The sequence below is a fragment of the Streptomyces sp. NPDC056580 genome (assembly GCF_042793175.1).
In the GTDB taxonomy this organism is placed as follows: Bacteria; Actinomycetota; Actinomycetes; order Streptomycetales; family Streptomycetaceae; genus Streptomyces.
This window is the reverse complement of sequence record NZ_JBHTVE010000003.1, coordinates 250,448-268,209: the sequence shown is the minus strand read 5'-3', so window position 1 is coordinate 268,209 and position 17,762 is coordinate 250,448. Positions and strand designations below refer to the sequence as shown.

Sequence of the window (17,762 nt, the reverse complement as noted above, 5' to 3'; positions counted from 1 at the left end):
CTGAGCGAAGGATTCACGACATGAAGCTGAACACAGAGCTGTACATCGCCGCCGCCGCGTCCTGGCTGCCGGACGCCCGCCCGCTGAGCGAGGCCGTCGCCGCGGGCCTCGTCGACGCGGAGCACCGAGACCTCGGCTACGAGTCCATCGCGGTGGCCGAGGCCGTCTCCGGACCCGAGATGGCGGTGCGCGCCGGGCGGCTGGCGCTCGAGCGGGCCGGCACCGACGGCCACGAGGTCGGCCTGGTCCTGCACTCCACGTGCGGCTACCAGGGCCACGACATGTGGCCTGCGGCGTCGTACGTCGCCAACGAGACCGTCGGCCGCGCGGCGGCCGGCTTCGAACTGCAGCAGCGCTGCAACGCCGGACTCGCCTCGCTCACCCTGGCCGCCGGGCAGATCGCCGCCGGTTTCACCGAGGCGGTGCTGCTGACCACCGGGGACAACTTCGCGCCGCCGTGGGTGGACCGCTGGAACCTCCAGCTCAACCTCATCCTCGGCGACGGCGGCAGCGCCCTGCTGCTGTCCGGGCGCGGCGGCTTCGCCCGGGTCGTCTCCGCGCGCGTGAGCGCCGACAACTCGCTGGAGCGCTGGAACCGAGGCCTGGAGCCGTTCGGCACCATACCGGGCCGGGAGATGCCGGTGCCGCTGCGCGCACGCGGCCGCCAGCACGCGGTCACCGCGGAGGCGGAGGGCTCCTGGGAGCGCATCGAGGCGGGGCTGAAGAGCACCACGGCCGGCGCGCTGGCCGACGCGGGCGTCACCGCCGAGGACATCTCCCGCGTGGTGACCCCGCTGATACACCGCGGCGAGTACCCCGAGAACTACGACGTGCTGGGCTTCACCGAGAAGCAGAGCACCTGGGAGCTGGGCCGCCGGGTGGGCCACATAGGCGCCGGCGACCAGTTCCTCGGCCTCGAACACCTCGTCAGACAGCGGGCCGTGGGCCCGGGCGACCTCGTCCTCATGGTGGCGGCGGGGGCCGGTTTCAGTTTCTCCGCCGCCGTGGTCGAGATCCTCGACGTCCCCGACTGGCAGTAGCCGCGCGTGTCCGCCGGTTCCGGTCCGCCGCCCCGGCCGGGCACACGCAGGACAAGAAAGGAACCGTCAACCATGTCCCTGCAGCAAGCGCGGACAGCCGGCGCCGAGACCCGGGAGCGGGCGCCGGCCGGCCCGCACTGGGCGACGCTGCCGCTCATCCTGGTCGGCACGTTCGTGATCACGCTCGACGTGTTCATCGTGAACGTCGCCATCCCCGAGACCCAGCGTGACCTGCACGCGAGCGCCTCCGCCGTGGAGTTCGTGGTCGCCGGATACGCCCTCGCCTACGCCGCCGGGCTCATCACCGGCGGCCGGCTCGGCGACCTGTACGGCCGGCGGCGGATGTTCCTGCTCGGCGTCGCGCTGTTCACCCTGTCGTCCGCGTGGGCGGGCATGGCGCCGACCGCCGGGCAGCTCGTCGTGGCCCGGGTCGCACAGGGCCTCGCCTCCGCGCTGATGGGCCCGCAGGTGCTGGCCATCATCGGTGTCACCTACCAGGGCCAGGCCCGGGTCCGGGCGTTCAACGCGTTCGGTCTGACCATGGGCCTCGCGGGCGTCTTCGGGCAGCTCATCGGCGGCCTGCTGATCCACGCCGACATCGCCGGCCTCGGCTGGCGGACCTGCTTCCTGGTCAACGTGCCGGTCGGCGTCGCCGCGCTGCTGCTCGGACCGCGGCTCATCCCCGAGTCCCGCGCCGAGGGCCGGGCCCGTCTGGACCCGCTCGGCATGGTGCTGGTCTCGGCCGGCCTGGTCGCGGTGGTCCTGCCGCTCGCCGAGGGCCAGCAGAAGGGCTGGCCGCTGTGGACGTGGCTGTGCCTGGCCGCTTCGCCCGTGCTGCTCCTGCTGTTCGCGGTTCACCAGCGGCGCCTGGCGAACGGCGGCGGCAGTCCGCTGGTCAACCCCGTGCTGTTCCACAAGCGGCCGTTCACGGTCGGCGTCGTGGCCGGTGTCGTGTACTACTCCGGCATGTCGTCCTTCTTCCTGGTCCTCGCCCTCTACCTGCAGGCCGGGGTGGGGCTGACCGCCCTGGAGTCGGGCCTGGTCTTCCTGCCGCTCGGCGTGGGATTCCTGGCCACCTCGCTGCTGGCCCGCAAGGTGGCCGCGCTGCTGGGCCGCCAGGTCCTCGCGGTCGGCGCCCTGGTGCTGCTGGCGGGGCTCGGCGGGCTGTGGGAGGCGGTCGACCACATCGGAACCGATGGCGCCGTGGCCTGGCTGGTGCCCGGACTGCTGGTCGGCGGCTCGGGCATGGCGATGGTGATGGCCCCGCTGGCCTCCATCGCGCTCGCCGGCACCGACCCGCGCTACGCCGGGGCCGCCTCGGGCGTGCTCTCCACGGCCGCCCAGGTCGGCGGCGCGGTGGGGGTGGCCGCGGTCGGCGTGGTCTTCTACCACGTCCTCGGGCAGGGCGGCGGCCCGCACGCCTACGCCGACGCCTTCAAGGCCAGCGTCTACCTGCTGGCGCCGCTCGCGCTCGCCGTGGCCGCGCTGGTCCAGCTCATCCCGCGCCCACGGCCGGCTCCCGCGTCCTGAGCGCGCCGGGCCCCGGCCCTGGGTAGGGGGAGAGGGCGAGCACGCGACGGCGTGCTCGCCCTCTTCACGTGTCCCGCGGTCAGGAGACGGCGTGGCTCAGCCAGAAGTCCAGCAGCTCGCGGTCGCCCGACACCGTCACGCGCGGGCTCCGGGGCCGCAGCCGGCCCTTGACCACGAGCAGCAGGTCCGCGGGCGAGGCGACCACGGTGGCGTCGGCCGGGGTGCCGGCGGGGGCGTCCCGGGTGACCCGCACGCCGTCCGGGGCGCAGGTGACCAGCCAGTTGGAGATCCGGCCCGCGGCGCCCGCGGCCGACCGGAAGCTCAGCGTCTCACCGCCGCGCGGCACCTCGGCGAACAGCGGGGAGAGGAACGGCCCGGCCGCGGGCACGCCGAACGCCATCAGGCAGAAGTCCACGCAGTCCAGGGCGACGTCAGCGGCCGGCTCGAACGGCCGGCCGGCCAGCAGGTCCACGTCCGCGCGGTGCACGGCCGTCTCGAACATCGCCCAGCGCGGCCAGAACTCCTTGTTCTGCTTGCCGTGCGGCGCCCAGACCGGCACCTCGGCGCCGATCCCGCCGATCGCCTCGGCCAGCCGGTCGGCGCCCTCGGTGACGAACCTCGCCCGCGATCCCGGGTCCCGCAGCCGGCCGTCCACCGCGTCCGTCCCCCGCGCCCCGAGCCCGGCCACCCGCTCGGTCCAGCTCGTGCCGTCGCCGGCGCCGTCGGCGAGGTCGCCGCCCGGCAGGACGAGCCCGGTGCTCCGGGTGGCCAGGATCGTCGTGGCCCACTCGTGGCCCTGGCGTAAGTGCCGCACCAGGTCGCCCAGTGTCCATCCGGGACAGGTCGGCACCGGCTCCGTCAGCGGGAGGTCCCGGGCGGCCTCGGCGAAGCGGGCCGCCTCCCGGCGGAGCTCCGCGGTGCAGCGGTCCATGGGCAGCGGAACGTACGGCTGTGCGGTCATGAGTCCTCACTCCGGTCGAGTCGACGTGCGCGGATCGGCGGCGCGGCGGTCTGCCGCGGCCGGCGCACCCGGCCCATTCGAACCGGACACACTGACACGTTACTGATCATTCCGGACGACCCGGTTCACGGCGTCAGGCGCGTGTCAGGGGCGGGTCAGCGGCACTTGGCAGAGTCGTCCCTGTCGCACGCTCCTCCTCGCCCGAGCCGGGGCCGCACCCGTGGCCCGCGTCCGTTCGCGGTGAGGACACCCCATCGTTGCCGTCCCGGTCCGCCGGCGCGTCCGACGTGAGGAGAACGCTCGTCATGGCAGACACCGCAGCCCCGGGGCCGACCCGGGCCCTGATCGTGGCAAACCCGGCCTCCGGCAGTCACAGCCCCGAACTGGTCCGCCAGGTCGCGGAGCTGTGCGAGGCCTGCCTGGAGCGCGCCGAGGTCCACCTGACCAGCGCGCCGGGCGACGCGACCGGCGCGGTGCGCCGGGCGCTGGAGCGCAAGCAGGGCGCACCGGACCTGGTCGTCGCCATCGGCGGTGACGGCACGGTCCGCGAGGTCGTCCAGGGACTCGTCCCCGCGACCGGCAGGGCGACCCTGGCCGTCGTGCCCGGCGGCACCGGGAACTCCGGCTACAAGATGCTGTGGGGCGAACGCCCCTGGACCGAGTCGCTGAAGGCGGTCCTGACCGACTACGGCATCGGCGGCAGCGCCCGCCTGCGCCGGCTGGACCTGGCCCGCCTCGCCGAGACCCGCAACTACGTCTACCTGGGCGCCTGTTCCGGCGTGATCGCCGACGCGCTGATCACCGCCCGGGAGCTGCCGCTGACCGGACGCGAGCGCTACGCCCGCGCCTTCGCCGACACGGCCGCCGGCTACCCGCCCTATCCGGGCCGGGTCACCGTCGACGGCCGGGTGGTCCACGAGGGCCCCACGGTCCTCGCCAACGTCGGCGGCGGCCGCTACCGGGGCGGCCGGTTCCAGGTGCTGCCCGACTCGCTGCTCGACGACGGACTGCTCGACGTCTGCGTCATAGGCGGCGGCATCCCCGCGGCCGACGTGCCGGGACTGACGCTGGAGGCGGCGCACATGGACCACCCGGCGACCGTGTACGCGCGCGGCCGCCGGATCACCGTGGAGCGCACCGACGGCGGACGGCTGCCGCTGGAGCACGACGGCGAGTACCAGCACGGCATCGGCGACTCGGCCACCTTCGAGGTGCTCCCCGGAGCCCTGCCGGTCTGGGCGCCGGTCACCCCCTGAAGCCCGTACCAGAGCCACCTTCCGGAAACACAACCAGGCAAGTCACGAAGGAGAACGCCCGCATGAGCGACCTGACCACCACCGTCTCCCGCTACCTCGACATCTGGAACGAGGCGGACGCCGACAAGCGCGCCGCGGCCATCGCCGAGCTGTTCACCGCCGACGCTCCGTACATCGACCCGCTCGCCGCGGTCGAGGGCCACGAGGGCTTCGGGGCCGTGGTGGCCGGCGCCCGTGACCAGTTCAAGGGCCTCATCTTCGAACTGCACGGCACCGTCGACGCCCACCACAACCAGGCCCGCTTCCAGTGGGGCCTGGTGACCGAGCCGGGCGCCGAGCCGATCGCCATCGGCTTCGACGTCCTCGTCACCGACGACCAGGGCAAGATCCAGGGCGTCTACGGCTTCCTGGACAAGGTCCCGGCCGCCTGAGCACGCACCCAGCGCGGGAGCACCGGGGCCCCCGGTGCTCCCGCGTTCGCGCGCACACCGCCGACGCACGCACGGCAAGGAAGGTAGCCGCCTCATGACCGCTGTCCTCGGGGAGAGCGTCGCCCAGGCCCTGTGCGCCGATTGGGCCGAGCAGGCACACACCCTGCCCCGGGCCGGCCGCGTCCGCGCACCGGCCGACACCCCCTTGCGGGAGCTGTCGCACTGGGCCGCGTCCTTGCGCCCGCAGCACATACCGTGCCGGGTGCTGAAGCTCGCCGCGAGCCAGGTGCTGTCGCAGATCGCGTCCATCCGGGCCGGTCTCCAGCACCCCCTCGGCAGGAAGCTGGTGGCCGCCTTCGGGCACCCCATGCAGCGCGACCCCCGGCAGGCCGCCGGCGTGTTCGCCGCGCTCGGCTCCTGGCTCAACCTGGACGACACGGCCTACGCCGGACACCTGTCGAACTCCACCGTCGCGGTGCCCCTCGCCTTCGCCTACGCCCGCGGGCTCGACGGGCTGTCGCTGCTCACCGCGGTGGTCGCGGCCAACGAGTGCGCGGCCCGCATCACCGCCTCCGCCACGCTGGGCCCGCTGCGCGGCCAGAGCGCCGTGCACACCCATCTCGCCGGCGCCGTCGCGGGGCGGCTGCACAGCGACCGCGCGCCCGCGAGCCTCTACGAGAACGCCTTCGGGCTGGCCTTCGCGATGCCCAACTGGCCGCTGATGCGCGCCTTCCTGGCCAGCGACGCCCGCCTGTTCAACACCTTCACCCCGGTGCGCACCGCGATGGACGCCTGTGACGCGGCGTACGCCGGGCTGCGCGGGGCGCCGGACATCATGGAGCACAGCGACGGCTTCCTGGCCCGGTTCGCCACCGTACCGCTGCCGCAGGCGCTGGCGAAGGGCCTGGGCCGCCGCTGGCACACCGACACCCTCTCGTTCAAGATGCACCCCGGAGGGCCCGGCATCGACGCCGCCGTGGACTGCGCCGCCGAGATCCACCGCGAACTCGGCGCGCTCAGGCCCCGGGACGTGGCCGAGGTGGTGGTCGAGGCCTCGCTGTACACGCTGTTCGCGGGGGAGCGGGCCGCCCGGTACGTCACCGGTCCCGGCTCCCCGCTGGGCGCGCTGGTCCTCGACGTGCCCTACCCGGTGGCCACCACCCTGCTCACCGGCGAGTTCTCGGTGGACGACTTCTCCTCGCCCGCCCTGGACGACCCCGACCGCTGGGCGCTCGCCAAGCGGATCCGGCTGGAGCACGACACCGAGATGACCCGTGAACTGTTCCTGTCCGACGCGCCGTTCGGCGAGGCGGTGCGCGAGGCCGGCGAGTCGGCGGTGCCCTGGCTGCGCGGTTTCGGCGGGGACGAACTGGTCGACCTGATCGGGGCGTTGCAGGCCGACGACCGGGACTTCTCCCGGTCCACCAAGGCCACCGGCGCCCGGGTCACCGTACGTCTCACGGACGGCCGCACGGTCTCCCGCACCCGGCTGATACCGGTCGGCGCCGCCGGCCCGGAGACCCGGACGGACCATGCCGCGCTCGTCCGGGAGAAGTTCCTGTCGGTCGGCGGCTCGCACGAGGTCGCCGACACCGTCGGCGGGCTGCACCGGATGCGCCCGCGGGCGGTGCGCCGCTGGATCGAGACGGCGTTCCTGGACTGACCGGCTCACCCGCCGTGCGCCACGTACAGGCGCACGGCCTCGTGCAGCCGGTAGCGGACCCGCCCGGCCCGGTCCGGCCCGCCGGCCCGGACCATCTGGCGGTGCACCAGTTCCTCCAGCAGGTCCACGGCGAGCCGCCGGGACCGCGCCACCGGGGCCGGCATCTCCTCGACACCGAACTCGCCCGTCAGATGCCGAAGTCCGTACAGAGCGGCCTTCAGCGGGGGCGGCAGGGGGCGGTGGTACGCGGCCACGCTGGCCCGCAGGGAGAGGTCCCCGACGCACAGCGTGTCCAGCCGGTCCCGCTCGTCCGCCAGCCGGTCGGCCAGGTCGCGCGGCGACCGGTGCGGGCGGGCCGAGAGCCACAGCCCGGCCAGGTGCAGGGCGAGCGGCAGCCCGCCGCAGTACCGCACGATGTCCAGCACGGCCGGCCGGTCGCCCCTGATCCGGGCCGCGCCCGCCAGGTCCTCCAGTACCTCGCGGGCCTCCGGCCGGCCGAGCACGCCGATCCGGTGGCCCGACCGCCCCGGCAGGGCGGGCAGTTCGCGGCGCGCGGCGACCAGGACGGCGCTGCGTCCGCCGTCCACGAGCAGCGGACGCACCTGCGCCTCGGTGACGACGTTGTCGAGCACCACCAGCACCCGCCGCCCGGCGAGAGCGTCCCGCAGCCGGGCCCGCGCCTCCTCGGGGCCGCGGACGCCGGCACCGCGGCCGAGGGACCGCAGGACGCGCTGGACGAGCTGGTCGCAGGTGACGGGACGGCAGGAGACAGGGTGCAGGTCGACGTAGACCTGGCCGTCCGGGAACCGGTCGCGTGCCGCGTGCGCGGTGCGCAGCACCAGGGCGGTCTTCCCGGCGCCCGGCGGCCCGACCACCACCGCGGGACCGCCCCGGCCGGGCAGGCCGGCCGCCAGCGCGGCCGCGAGCGCCTCCCGGCCGGCCAGGCGGTGCCGGGGCGCCGGCGGCAGTTCGGCCGGCACCGCGGTGGCGTGCGGGGTGAGGGGACCGTCAGGCCCCGGTGAGCCCGGCGGCGCGGCGGAACCGGCCGGGTGCCCGCCGCCCCGGGGCAGCCGTAACAGCCGCCGTGCCTCGGCGGGGGCCAGCCCGAGCGCCTCGGCCAGCAGCACCAGTGACTGCCTGCGCGGCCGGGCGGTGTGCCCGGTCTCCAGGTTCCGTATGGCCCGCACGCTCAGCCCCGAGCGCACCGCCAGCTCGTCCTGGGTGAGGCAGGCGGCCTCCCGCGCCCGCACCAGCGCCGCCGCGAGACCGGTCCCGGGCGCCGGCGGGTGCGGCCCGGGCCCGGAGGAGTGCGGGAACGTCACCCGTTCTCCCGGACGGACACCAGGGACGACGGCCCGGCCGGCGGGCGGCGCAGCGCGGCGACGAACTTGTAGCGCGAGCCCCGGTACACCGAGCGCACCCACTCCACCGGGGTGCCCTCGGCGTCCCGTGAGTGCCGGGACAGCAGCAGCATCGGCAGGCCGACGTCGGTGGCGAGGAGATGGGCCTCGCGGGGCGTCGATAGCGAGGTCTCGATGGTCTCGTCGGCCTCGGCGAGGTGCACGCCGTACACCTCGGCGAGGGCGGTGTAGAGCGAGGGGTACGTCGCGAGCGAGCGCCGCAGCCCGGGGAAGCGCCGTACGGACAGGTGGGTCGTCTCGATGGCCATCGGGTCGCCGCTGGCCAGCCGCAGCCGCTCGATGCGCAGCACGCGTTCGCCGGCGCCGATGCCGAGCAGGGCGGACAGCCGGGCGTCCGCGGGCACCTCGCCGATGTCCAGCACCTGTGAGGCGGGCTCCAGGCCCTGGGCGCGCATGTCCTCGGTGTGCGAGGTGAGCCGCAGGCTGCGGTACAGCTTGGGCTGGGCGACGAAGGTGCCCTTGCCCTGGACGCGGTCGAGCCGGCCCTCGCCGACCAGTTCCTGCAGCGCCTGCCGGACGGTGGTGCGCGAGGTGCCGAGCCGGACGGCGAGCAGGCGCTCCGCGGGCATCGCCGAGCCCGGCTGGAGGGCCTGCGTCATCTCCAGAACCTGTTGTTTGATCCGGTAGTACTTCGGCACGCGCGCGGTGCGGCCGGCCGCCCCCGCGGGGTGCTGGGCGCTGCTGACGTCGGTGGCCATGCCTGCCTTCCGGCTGTGGGTGTGGGGGCTCCCGTTATAGCGACCAACTGCCCTATGGTCTAGTCCAACTGACCAGAGAGGTCTAGTCCAGCAGTCGCGCCCGCCGGGAAGGGGACGAACGCGCTCCGGTGACTTTCTCGTAACGGCCGGAACGCCTTTCCGAACCGCCCTTGACACTCAAAAAGGTCTAGGCCAAGCTCCACCGTACTGGTCTACACCATTAGTGACCAGGTCCCGAGCCCTACGTGCAACAGCGTCGTACGCAGGTCACCGCCGAGGGCGTGGGGGGATTAGTGGCATCCCTGAGGAGGGTGGCGTGAAGCGCAAGCTTGCTGCCGCGATCGTGATCGCGGGCATGATGGTCTCCGTCTCGGCGTGTGGCGGCGACGACGACAAGGACACGGGCAAGAACGCGGGACCGGACAGCTTCAAGGGCCAGACCCTGACGGTCTGGACGATGGACGGCTCGGCGCCGCCGCAGTGGTCCAAGGACGTGCAGGCGGCCTTCGAGAAGAAGACCGGCGCCAAGCTCAAGCTCGAGATCCAGAAGTGGGACGGGATCCAGCAGAAGATCACCACCGCCCTCTCCGAGTCCAACCCGCCGGACGTCATCGAGGTCGGCAACACCCAGACCCCGGCCTACGCCGCCACCGGCGGTCTCGCCGAACTGGGCGACCTCAAGCAGGAGATCGGCTCGGACTGGACCCCGTCGGTCTCGCAGTCCTCCGTCTACGACGGCAAGCAGTACGCCGCTCCCTGGTACTTCGCCAACCGCGTCGTCATCTACAACAAGAAGATCTGGGCCAAGGCCGGCATCAAGGACACCCCGAAGACCCGCGACGAGTTCTTCAAGGACCTGGACGCCATCGGCAAGAAGACCGACGCCGAGCCGCTGTACCTGCCCGGCCAGAACTGGTACTTCTTCGACGGCCTGACCATCGGCCAGGGTGCCGACCTGGTGAAGAAGCAGGGCGACAAGTACGTCTCCAACCTCGGCGACCCCAAGGTCTCCGCCGCCATGGAGCTCTACAAGAAGTACGCCTCCTACTCCAAGGCCCCCAAGGACAAGGACGAGGCCACCCCGCAGCAGGCCACGATCTTCGCCAAGGGCAAGACCGGCGCCTTCATCGGCATGGGCTGGGAGGCCGGCACGGCGATCCAGGCCAACAAGGCCATCGAGAAGGACCTCGGCTACTTCACCATCCCCGGCGAGAGCGCCGGCAAGCCCGAGGGCGTCTTCCTCGGCGGCTCCAATCTCGCCGTCGCGCAGGGCAGCAAGAACCAGGCCCTGGCCAAGGAGTTCCTGAAGATCGCGCTGTCCGACCAGTACGAGGGCCAGCTCGCCAAGCTCAACGGCGTCATCCCGAACAAGGAGTCGCTGGAGAGCAACCTCAAGGGCAACGGCGCCGCCGAGGCCGCCGCTCCCGGCGCCGCGGCCGGCGGCACCACCCCGCTGATCCCCGAGTGGGCCGCCGTGGAGAACACCCCCAACCCGATCAAGTCCTACATGACCGCGGTGCTGAACGGTAAGTCCCCGGCGGCCGCCGCCAAGCAGGTCGAGGACGAGATCAACAAGCGCCTGGCCCAGCAGAACTGATGACCCGCGCCGGGGGCGTCGGCGGACGCCCCCGGCTCAGTCGTTCGTACAGCCCGTACAGCCCAACGGCCCGTACGGCCACGGAAGAGATGGCAACTCATGTCAGTGCAGACCGAAGGCACGGACACGGCCGGGGAGCCCGCTGTCCACAAGGCCCGGGTGCCGGCGCCGCCGAGAGGTGAGGGCGGCGGTTCCGCCCCCGCCGCCCGCCGCGGTGCCGCCGCTCCCTATCTGCTCCTGCTGCCCGCGCTGCTGGCGACACTGATCCTGCTCGGCTGGCCTCTGGTGAAGAACGGCATGCTGTCGTTCCAGAACCTCAACCCGCGGCAGCTCATCCAGCACCTCACCGAGTGGAACGGCGGCGACAACTACAAGGAGGTCCTGGCCGGTTCGGACTTCTGGCACGTCGTCGGCCGCTCGGTGGTCTTCACCGCGGTCAACGTCGTCCTGACCATGCTGGTCGGCACCCTGACCGGGCTGCTGCTCGCCCGGCTCGGCAGGAAGATGCGGCTGCTGCTCCTGGTGGGCCTGGTCCTCGCCTGGGCCATGCCCGTCATCGCGGCCACCACCGTCTACCAGTGGCTGTTCGCGCAGCGCTTCGGTGTCGTCAACTGGGTGCTGGACAAGCTCGGCTGGCACTCCATGGCCGACTACAACTGGTTCGGCTCCCAGCTCTCCACCTTCTCCGTGATCACCCTGCTGATCGTCTGGCAGTCGATCCCGTTCGTGGCGATCAACCTGTACGCGGCCACCACCACGATCCCCAGGGAGCTGTACGAGGCGGCGTCCCTGGACGGCGCCGGCGCGTGGAAGAGCTTCTCCTCGGTGACCTTCCCGTTTCTCAGGCCGTTCCTCTACGCCACGACCTTCCTCGAGGTCATCTGGGTGTTCAAGGCGTTCCCGCAGATCTTCGCGATCAACGAGGGCGGCCCCGACCGCCTCACCGAGACCCTGCCGATCTACGCCTTCGTCGAGGGCGTCGGCAACCAGCACTTCGGGGTCGGCGCGGCGATCTCCTTCCTGACCGTCCTGGTGCTGCTCGTCATGACCTCGTACTACCTGCGCATGGTGCTCAAGCAAGAGGAGGACGAGCTGTGAAGCGCTCGGTCTTCGGCCGTATCTGGCCCAACGCGACCGCCGTCATCCTCTTCGCCGGCTTCGTGTTCCCCGTCTACTGGATGTTCGCGACGGCCTTCAAGCCGACCGGCGACATCATCTCCGAGAACCCGGTGTGGTTCCCGACCGACGTCACGACCGGCCACTTCGCCAAGGCCACGGACGCCGACCACTTCTGGACCCTGGTCCTCAACTCCGTCACCGTCACGGTCAGCGCGGTGCTGCTGTCCCTCGTCATCGCCCTGTTCGCCGCCTTCGCGCTGGCCCGGATGCGGTTCAAGGGCCGGCGCGGCTTCATCGTGACCTTCATGCTGGCGCAGATGGCGCCCTGGGAGGTCATGGTCATCGCCATCTACATGCTGGTCCGCGACAACGACATGCTCGACAGCCTGGTCCCGCTCACCGTCTTCTACGCGGTCATGGTGCTGCCGCTGACCGTCCTGACCCTGCGCGGCTACGTGGCCGCGGTGCCGAAGGAGCTGGAGGAGTCCGCGATGGTCGACGGGTGCACCCGCACCCAGGCCTTCGTCCGGGTGATCTTCCCGCTGCTCGCCCCGGGTCTGATGGCCACCTCGCTGTTCGGCTTCATCACCGCCTGGAACGAGTTCCCGCTGGTCCTGATCCTCAACAAGGACATCGAGAAGCAGACCCTGCCGCTGTGGCTGTCCCAGTTCCAGACCGCCTTCGGCGACGACTGGGGCGCCACCATGGCAGCCTCGTCCCTGTTCGCGCTGCCCATCCTGATCCTGTTCATCTTCCTGCAACGCAAGGCTGTCAGCGGTCTGACCGACGGCGCCGTGAAGGGATGACGCCCCCGATGACAACACTCGCCACTGGGCCGGACACCCTCACCCGGGACGCGCTCGCGGTGCTGCAGCCGGGGTTCGACGGCACCACCGCCCCGGACTGGGTGCGCCGCCGGCTCGGCGAAGGCCTCGCCTCCGTGGCCCTGTTCGGCCGCAACGTCGTCGCCGAGGAGCAGGTCACCGCACTGACCGCGCAGCTGCGCGCGGAGCGGGACGACCTGCTGGTCGCCATCGACGAGGAGAGCGGTGACGTCACCCGCCTCGACGTGCGCACCGGCTCCTCCTTCCCCGGCAACCACGCGCTCGGCGCCGTCGACGACCCCGCCCTCACCCGGGGCGTGGCACGCGAGCTGGGCCGGCGCCTGGCCGCCTGCGGCGTCAACTTCGACTGGGCGCCCTCCGCCGACGTCAACGCCAACCCCGACAACCCCGTCATCGGCGTGCGTGCCTTCGGCGCGGACACCGCCCTGGTCGCCCGGCACACCGCCGCCTGGGTCGAGGGCCTGCAGTCCACCGGCGTCGCCGCGTGCACCAAGCACTTCCCCGGGCACGGCGACACCAACGTCGACTCCCACCACGCGGTGCCGCGCATCGACGTGGACGCCGAGACGCTGTACGCGCGGGAGCTGCCCCCGTTCCGCGCCGCCATCGCGGCCGGCAGCCGGGCCGTGATGAGCGCGCACATCCTCGTCCCGGCGCTCGACCCGGACCGCCCCGGCACCCTCTCCCGGCGCGTCCTCACCGATCTGCTGCGCGGTGAACTCGGCTACCAGGGCCTGATCGTCACGGACGGCATGGAGATGCGCGCCATCTCCGGCACCTACGGCCTGGAGCACGGGGTGGTCCTCGCCATCGCGGCGGGCGCGGACGCCATCTGCGTCGGCGGCGGCCTGTGCGACGAGGGCACCGTGCTCAGCCTGCGCGACGCGCTGGTGGCCGCGGTGCGCTCCGGCGAGCTGCCGGAGGAGCGGCTGGCCGAAGCGGCCTCGCGGGTGCGGGAGCTGGCCCGGTGGACGGCCGCGTCCCGGAAGGACGCCGGTACCGTCGTGCCCGAACCGGAGATCGGCCTGGTCGCGGCCCGCCGCGCGCTGACCGTGACCCGCGGCTCCGGCGCCGCGCCGGTCACCCAAGCGGTGTACGTCGCCCGGTTCGACCCCGCGCCGAACATCGCCGTCGGCGACGAGACGCCGTGGGGCGTGGCCGCCGAGCTGACGCGGCTGCTGCCGGGCAGCACGGCCGGCTCGTTCACCGGGCCCGACGCGGGCCGCGAGGCCCTCGCCGCGGCGGGCGGCCGGCGGATCGTCGCCGTGGTCCGCGACGAGCACCGGCACGGCTGGATGGGCTCCGCCGTGGACGCGCTGCTCGCCGCGCGCCCGGACACCGTCGTGGTCGAGATGGGCGTCCCGCAGGCCCCGCCGCGCGGCGCCGCGCACATCGCCACCCACGGCGCCGCCCGCGTCTGCGGCGTGGCGGCGGCGGAGGCCGTCGTCGCGGGCTGAGCGGCCGCGCCGGCGCCGACGACACGGCCGGGACCAGGCCCCACCGGGGCCCGGTCCCGGCCTTTCCCATGCCGGACGAGCGGCACTTCACCGGCAGTTGAGCGGCACCTTGGACGAGTACCGGCCGGTAGTCGTTGACACCCTCAATTGGTCTAGTCCAGCTTGGGAGGGCGCTTCTGTTCGATCACCACGGAGTGACGGCATGCACCAGCCCACCACCCCCTACCTCCACCGGGCGGCCTCCGGCCGCCCCTACTTCAGCGCGGACGGCGAGACCTATCTCGCCCCGGTCCCGCTGCGCGACCTGGAGAAGTCCCGGCCCCTGAGGGTGCTGTCCGAGGAGGACTTCGCCTTCTGGCAGACCTACGGCTACGTCGTCGTCCGGGAGGCCATCACCCCCGGCGAGGCCAAGGGCCTGCTCGACCTCGCCCTCGACTTCCAGGGCCTCGACCCGGACCGCCCCGAGACCTGGTACGAGGAACCGGAGTTCCGCTCCGAACTCGACCGGCACCTGTACATCTACGGCTTCGTCGAGGCCTACCACCACCAGCTCATCTGGGACAGCCGCCAGACCCGGCGCGTCCACGACGCCTTCGTGGACGTCTGGGACTGCGAGGAGCTGTGGGTCACCCTCGACCGGCTCAACCTCAACCCGCCCAACGTCCGCACCCGTTCCCGCTCCCTGATCGAACCCACCGAGGAGGGCTTCGACATCGAGCTGCACTGGGACGTCGACACCACCCTCGCCGTACTGCCGCAGCGGGTCCAGGGCATCATCGCGCTCACCGACACCCGCCCCGAACTCGGCGGCTTCCAGTGCGCCCCGGAGCTGTTCCGGCGCTTCGAGGAATGGCGCCTCGCCCAGCCGCCCGGCCGCGACCCGGTACGCCCGGCCGCCGACCGCGCCGAGTTCCCCGTGGTCCGCCCCGACCTCCAGGCCGGCGACCTGCTCATCTTCAACGGGCTGCTGGCGCACGGAGTGGCGCCCAACCGCTCCGAACGGGGCCTGCGGGCCGTCCAGTACCTGTCGATGATGCCCGCCCTCGAGGAGCACAGCGAGCTGCGGCGCTCCCGCGTGGAGTCCTGGCGCACGCTCAGCACCCCCGACTGGAACCCGACACTGCTCGGCGACGCCCGCCGGCCCGAGGCCCTGCGCTACGGTCCTGCCGAACTCGACGCGCTCGGGCGCAGACTGCTCGGCCTGGACTCCTGGTCCGGCACCGAGGGGGCACCGTGAACCGCGTCTGCCTCTGCCTGCCCACCAACCGGGCCTGCCCCGCCACCATCCGCGCCGTCCACGAGGAAGCGGCCTACGCGGCCACGCACTTCGGCGCCGACGTCCAGTTGCTGATCCTCGACTCCTGCGACGACCGCACCCGCGCCGCACACGCCCGCGTGGTCGCGCAGCTCCCGCCGGCCGCCGGTGTCACCGTGCACCACCTGGGCGAGGACGCGCAGGCCGGCTTCCTGCGCCGCGCGATCCGGCGCGCCGGCCTGCCCGACCCCGACGGCGTGCTCGACCTCCTGCTCCCCGCCGGCGTCTCCTACGGCTCCTGCACCGACCGCGCCTTCCTGCTGGCCGCCGCCCTCGGCTGCCGGTCGGTGCACCGCAGGGACTCCGACAGCACCTACCAGCTCCGGCACGGGCGGAAGGTCTTCCCCGTCCACCACGAGCTGGTCCCGCTCGGCCTGCGGGCCGCCGACGCCTCGGCCCACGTCACCGTCACCGACCTCGCCCCGGACCTCGCCGGCCGCCCGGTGTCCCTGGCCGGAGCCTCCTTCATCGGCGAACTCTCCGTCGACGTGAGCGGGATACGCCGCCTCGACGAGGGGATCTACCACGACGTCGTCAGCCTGTGGGCGCCCGCCGGCTGCTCCCCCGAGGACAGGCGCCGGCTGGTGGAGGAGTCCTTCACCGGAGCGGGCACCACCCCCTTCACCGAGGACCGCTCCACGCTGACCCTGGTGGACCCGATGCGGGTGGACATGTGCAACGTCGCCCTCCACCACGACGTCTACGAGCGGATCCCGCTGCCCCCGGCCACCGACACCATCGGCAGCGACTACTTCCTCCTCCACCTGGTCCACGACGCCACGCTCCCCGGCGTCCTGCACAACCGGCACATCGAGAACTTCCACACCCCCGAACGCCGCACCGACGCGGGCTTCCTCGCCTACCAGACCCGCTTCGTGAAGTTCCTGCTGTCGATGCTGTACTTCCACCACGCCTACGACCGCATGGCCGCGGCGGGCGCCGGCCTCCTGGACGGCCGGCAGCACGTACGGGCCGAACCGGTCGTGGAGTTCCTGCGCGAGAGCACCGGCCTGGACCGCGCCGAGAACGTGTGGCGCCTGGACCGGATCGACACCGCATACCGCAAACTCGGCGGACGCTACGAGGAGTTCGCCGAGCGGCTCGCACCCCGGCGCGAGGAACTGCTGGACCGCGCCCGCCGGGACGTCGAGGACTTCGCCCGGCTCACCGAGGCCTGGCCCGCGCTGGTCGACGCGGCACGCGGCACGCCACCCGGAAGCGGGACGCCGTGACACCCGGACCGCGGCTGGCCGCCGCACTGGCCGGCGCCCCGGCCGACCGCATCGTCTACGACCTGCCCGGCATCGAGGGCCAGCTCGACCGGCTGCGCGCCGAACTGCCCGGCGTCCGGATCCGCTTCGCCCTGAAGGCCTGCCCCGTCGATGAGGTCCTGCGGTGCCTGGCCGACCGGGGCGCCGGCTTCGACGCGGCGAGCCCCGCCGAGATCCGCCAGGCCCTGCGCACCGGGGTCCCCGCCGACCGCGTGCACTACGGCAACACCGTCAAGTCCGACGCGGACATCGCCGAAGCCCACCGGCTCGGCGTCCGCGCCTTCGCCACCGACAGCCTCCAGGACGTCACGGCCATCGCCGAACACGCCCCCGGAGCGGCGGTGTTCTGCCGTCTGGCCACCAGCGGCGACGGCGCCCTGTGGGGCCTGAACCGCAAGTTCGGCTGCTCCGCCGGTGACGCCGTGCGCATCCTCGCCACCGCCCGCGCCCGCGGCCTCACCCCGGCCGGCCTCTCGGTGCACGTCGGCTCCCAGCAGATGACCGGCGAGGCCTGGCAGCAGGCCGTCGACCTGCTCGCCGAGGCGCTCGTGGCGCTGGACCGGCTGGGGATCGCGCCGGACCACGTCAACCTCGGCGGCGGCCTGCCCGCGCTCGGCTACCTCGACCGGCACGGCCGCCCGCTCGACCCGCCCCTGGACAAGATCCTGACCGTGATCCGCGAGGGCATGGAGCGCCTGCGCGGTCTCACCGCCGGCCCGCTCGCCCTCGTCATGGAACCCGGACGGCACCTCGTCGCCGACCACGGCGCCGTCCGCGCGCACGTGTACCGCCTGACCGAACGGACCCAGCCGGACGGCAGCCGGTCCCGCTGGCTGTACCTCAGCGTGGGCCGCTTCAACGGCCTGTACGAGATGGACCAGGTGAGCCACCGGCTGCTCTTCCCCACCCACCCGGACGGGGACCGCGTGCCCGCCGTCGTCGCGGGCCCCACCTGCGACAGCGACGACGCCTACGGCGGCGGCCGGCATCCCGCGCACGTCCCCCGCGACGCCGCCTCCGGCGACCCGGTCTGGATCCTGTCCGCCGGCGCCTACGCCACCAGTTACAGCACCCGGGGCTTCAACGGCATCCACCCGCTGCCGTGCGTCTGCACGCGCGGCCCGGAAGGACAGCGCGGCCCGGAAGGACAACACTGAC

Annotated in this window: 15 protein-coding genes; 12 read left to right on the top strand and 3 right to left on the bottom strand. The window is 73.1% G+C overall.

The window, feature by feature from the left end:
- Window positions 1-20 precede the first annotated feature (20 nt).
- The gene (locus tag ACFQ9Z_RS07870) at window positions 21-1,040 is read left to right on the top strand and encodes a ketoacyl-ACP synthase III family protein (protein WP_383012507.1); all 1,020 of its coding nucleotides are present in this window, start codon (window positions 21-23) and stop codon (window positions 1,038-1,040) included.
- Window positions 1,041-1,112: 72 nt separating this feature from the next.
- Window positions 1,113-2,570: an MFS transporter gene (locus ACFQ9Z_RS07865; protein ID WP_383012504.1), complete on the top strand. Its 1,458-nt coding sequence runs from the start codon at window positions 1,113-1,115 to the stop codon at window positions 2,568-2,570.
- A 79-nt stretch (window positions 2,571-2,649) separates the two neighbouring features.
- Here the strand turns inward: ACFQ9Z_RS07865 and ACFQ9Z_RS07860 are convergent, their stop codons facing one another.
- The gene (locus ACFQ9Z_RS07860) at window positions 2,650-3,531 is read right to left on the bottom strand and encodes a maleylpyruvate isomerase N-terminal domain-containing protein (RefSeq protein WP_383012501.1); all 882 of its coding nucleotides are present in this window, start codon (window positions 3,529-3,531) and stop codon (window positions 2,650-2,652) included.
- Between the two features lie 305 nt (window positions 3,532-3,836).
- Here ACFQ9Z_RS07860 and ACFQ9Z_RS07855 point away from each other — a divergent pair, with 305 nt between their 5' ends.
- From ACFQ9Z_RS07855 to ACFQ9Z_RS07845, 3 genes are all read left to right on the top strand, one after another.
- Window positions 3,837-4,787, top strand: a complete 951-nt coding sequence (locus ACFQ9Z_RS07855) for a diacylglycerol/lipid kinase family protein (protein ID WP_383012498.1) — start codon at window positions 3,837-3,839, stop codon at window positions 4,785-4,787.
- 62 nt (window positions 4,788-4,849) lie between these two features.
- Window positions 4,850-5,218: a nuclear transport factor 2 family protein gene (locus ACFQ9Z_RS07850; protein ID WP_383012495.1), complete on the top strand. Its 369-nt coding sequence runs from the start codon at window positions 4,850-4,852 to the stop codon at window positions 5,216-5,218.
- Between the two features lie 94 nt (window positions 5,219-5,312).
- The gene (locus ACFQ9Z_RS07845) at window positions 5,313-6,881 is read left to right on the top strand and encodes an MmgE/PrpD family protein (protein WP_383012492.1); all 1,569 of its coding nucleotides are present in this window, start codon (window positions 5,313-5,315) and stop codon (window positions 6,879-6,881) included.
- 5 nt (window positions 6,882-6,886) lie between these two features.
- Here ACFQ9Z_RS07845 and ACFQ9Z_RS07840 read toward each other — a convergent pair whose 3' ends face one another.
- Both ACFQ9Z_RS07840 and ACFQ9Z_RS07835 read right to left on the bottom strand, forming a co-directional pair.
- Complete coding sequence (locus ACFQ9Z_RS07840; protein ID WP_383012488.1) at window positions 6,887-8,203, bottom strand: NB-ARC domain-containing protein; 1,317 nt, start codon at window positions 8,201-8,203, stop codon at window positions 6,887-6,889.
- Window positions 8,200-9,000: a GntR family transcriptional regulator gene (locus tag ACFQ9Z_RS07835; RefSeq protein WP_383012485.1), complete on the bottom strand. Its 801-nt coding sequence runs from the start codon at window positions 8,998-9,000 to the stop codon at window positions 8,200-8,202. The genes ACFQ9Z_RS07840 and ACFQ9Z_RS07835 overlap by 4 nt, the downstream gene beginning before the upstream one ends.
- A gap of 316 nt (window positions 9,001-9,316) precedes the next feature.
- On the opposite strand from ACFQ9Z_RS07835, the gene ACFQ9Z_RS07830 reads away from it, so the two are divergent.
- From ACFQ9Z_RS07830 to ACFQ9Z_RS07800, 7 genes are all read left to right on the top strand, one after another.
- The gene (locus ACFQ9Z_RS07830) at window positions 9,317-10,597 is read left to right on the top strand and encodes an extracellular solute-binding protein (RefSeq protein ID WP_383012482.1); all 1,281 of its coding nucleotides are present in this window, start codon (window positions 9,317-9,319) and stop codon (window positions 10,595-10,597) included.
- Between the two features lie 99 nt (window positions 10,598-10,696).
- Window positions 10,697-11,695, top strand: coding sequence for a carbohydrate ABC transporter permease (locus ACFQ9Z_RS07825; RefSeq protein WP_383012479.1), 999 nt, complete (start codon window positions 10,697-10,699; stop codon window positions 11,693-11,695).
- Window positions 11,692-12,522: a carbohydrate ABC transporter permease gene (locus ACFQ9Z_RS07820; RefSeq protein ID WP_383012476.1), complete on the top strand. Its 831-nt coding sequence runs from the start codon at window positions 11,692-11,694 to the stop codon at window positions 12,520-12,522. The genes ACFQ9Z_RS07825 and ACFQ9Z_RS07820 overlap by 4 nt, the downstream gene beginning before the upstream one ends.
- 8 nt (window positions 12,523-12,530) lie before the next feature.
- Window positions 12,531-14,018, top strand: a complete 1,488-nt coding sequence (locus ACFQ9Z_RS07815; RefSeq protein WP_383012472.1) for a glycoside hydrolase family 3 protein — start codon at window positions 12,531-12,533, stop codon at window positions 14,016-14,018.
- A 202-nt stretch (window positions 14,019-14,220) separates the two neighbouring features.
- Window positions 14,221-15,255 (top strand): phytanoyl-CoA dioxygenase family protein, encoded by a 1,035-nt coding sequence (locus ACFQ9Z_RS07810; protein ID WP_383012469.1) that lies wholly within the window; start codon window positions 14,221-14,223, stop codon window positions 15,253-15,255.
- Complete coding sequence (locus tag ACFQ9Z_RS07805; protein WP_383012466.1) at window positions 15,252-16,565, top strand: DUF6271 family protein; 1,314 nt, start codon at window positions 15,252-15,254, stop codon at window positions 16,563-16,565. Before ACFQ9Z_RS07810 ends, ACFQ9Z_RS07805 begins: the two co-directional genes overlap by 4 nt.
- A complete protein-coding gene (locus ACFQ9Z_RS07800) occupies window positions 16,562-17,761 on the top strand; it encodes a type III PLP-dependent enzyme (protein ID WP_383012463.1) in 1,200 nt (399 codons plus the stop codon). Before ACFQ9Z_RS07805 ends, ACFQ9Z_RS07800 begins: the two co-directional genes overlap by 4 nt.
- Window position 17,762 lies beyond the last annotated feature (1 nt).

Bases quoted from the DNA above. Each gene is read 5' to 3' on its own strand.
- ACFQ9Z_RS07870 (WP_383012507.1), top strand. From the start codon at position 21: ATGAAGCTGAACACAGAGCTGTACATCGCCGCCGCCGCGTCCTGGCTG.
- ACFQ9Z_RS07865 (WP_383012504.1), top strand. From the start codon at position 1,113: ATGTCCCTGCAGCAAGCGCGGACAGCCGGCGCCGAGACCCGGGAGCGG.
- ACFQ9Z_RS07860 (WP_383012501.1), bottom strand. From the start codon at position 3,531: ATGACCGCACAGCCGTACGTTCCGCTGCCCATGGACCGCTGCACCGCG.
- ACFQ9Z_RS07855 (WP_383012498.1), top strand. From the start codon at position 3,837: ATGGCAGACACCGCAGCCCCGGGGCCGACCCGGGCCCTGATCGTGGCA.
- ACFQ9Z_RS07850 (WP_383012495.1), top strand. From the start codon at position 4,850: ATGAGCGACCTGACCACCACCGTCTCCCGCTACCTCGACATCTGGAAC.
- ACFQ9Z_RS07845 (WP_383012492.1), top strand. From the start codon at position 5,313: ATGACCGCTGTCCTCGGGGAGAGCGTCGCCCAGGCCCTGTGCGCCGAT.
- ACFQ9Z_RS07835 (WP_383012485.1), bottom strand. From the start codon at position 9,000: ATGGCCACCGACGTCAGCAGCGCCCAGCACCCCGCGGGGGCGGCCGGC.
- ACFQ9Z_RS07825 (WP_383012479.1), top strand. From the start codon at position 10,697: ATGTCAGTGCAGACCGAAGGCACGGACACGGCCGGGGAGCCCGCTGTC.
- ACFQ9Z_RS07815 (WP_383012472.1), top strand. From the start codon at position 12,531: ATGACAACACTCGCCACTGGGCCGGACACCCTCACCCGGGACGCGCTC.
- ACFQ9Z_RS07810 (WP_383012469.1), top strand. From the start codon at position 14,221: ATGCACCAGCCCACCACCCCCTACCTCCACCGGGCGGCCTCCGGCCGC.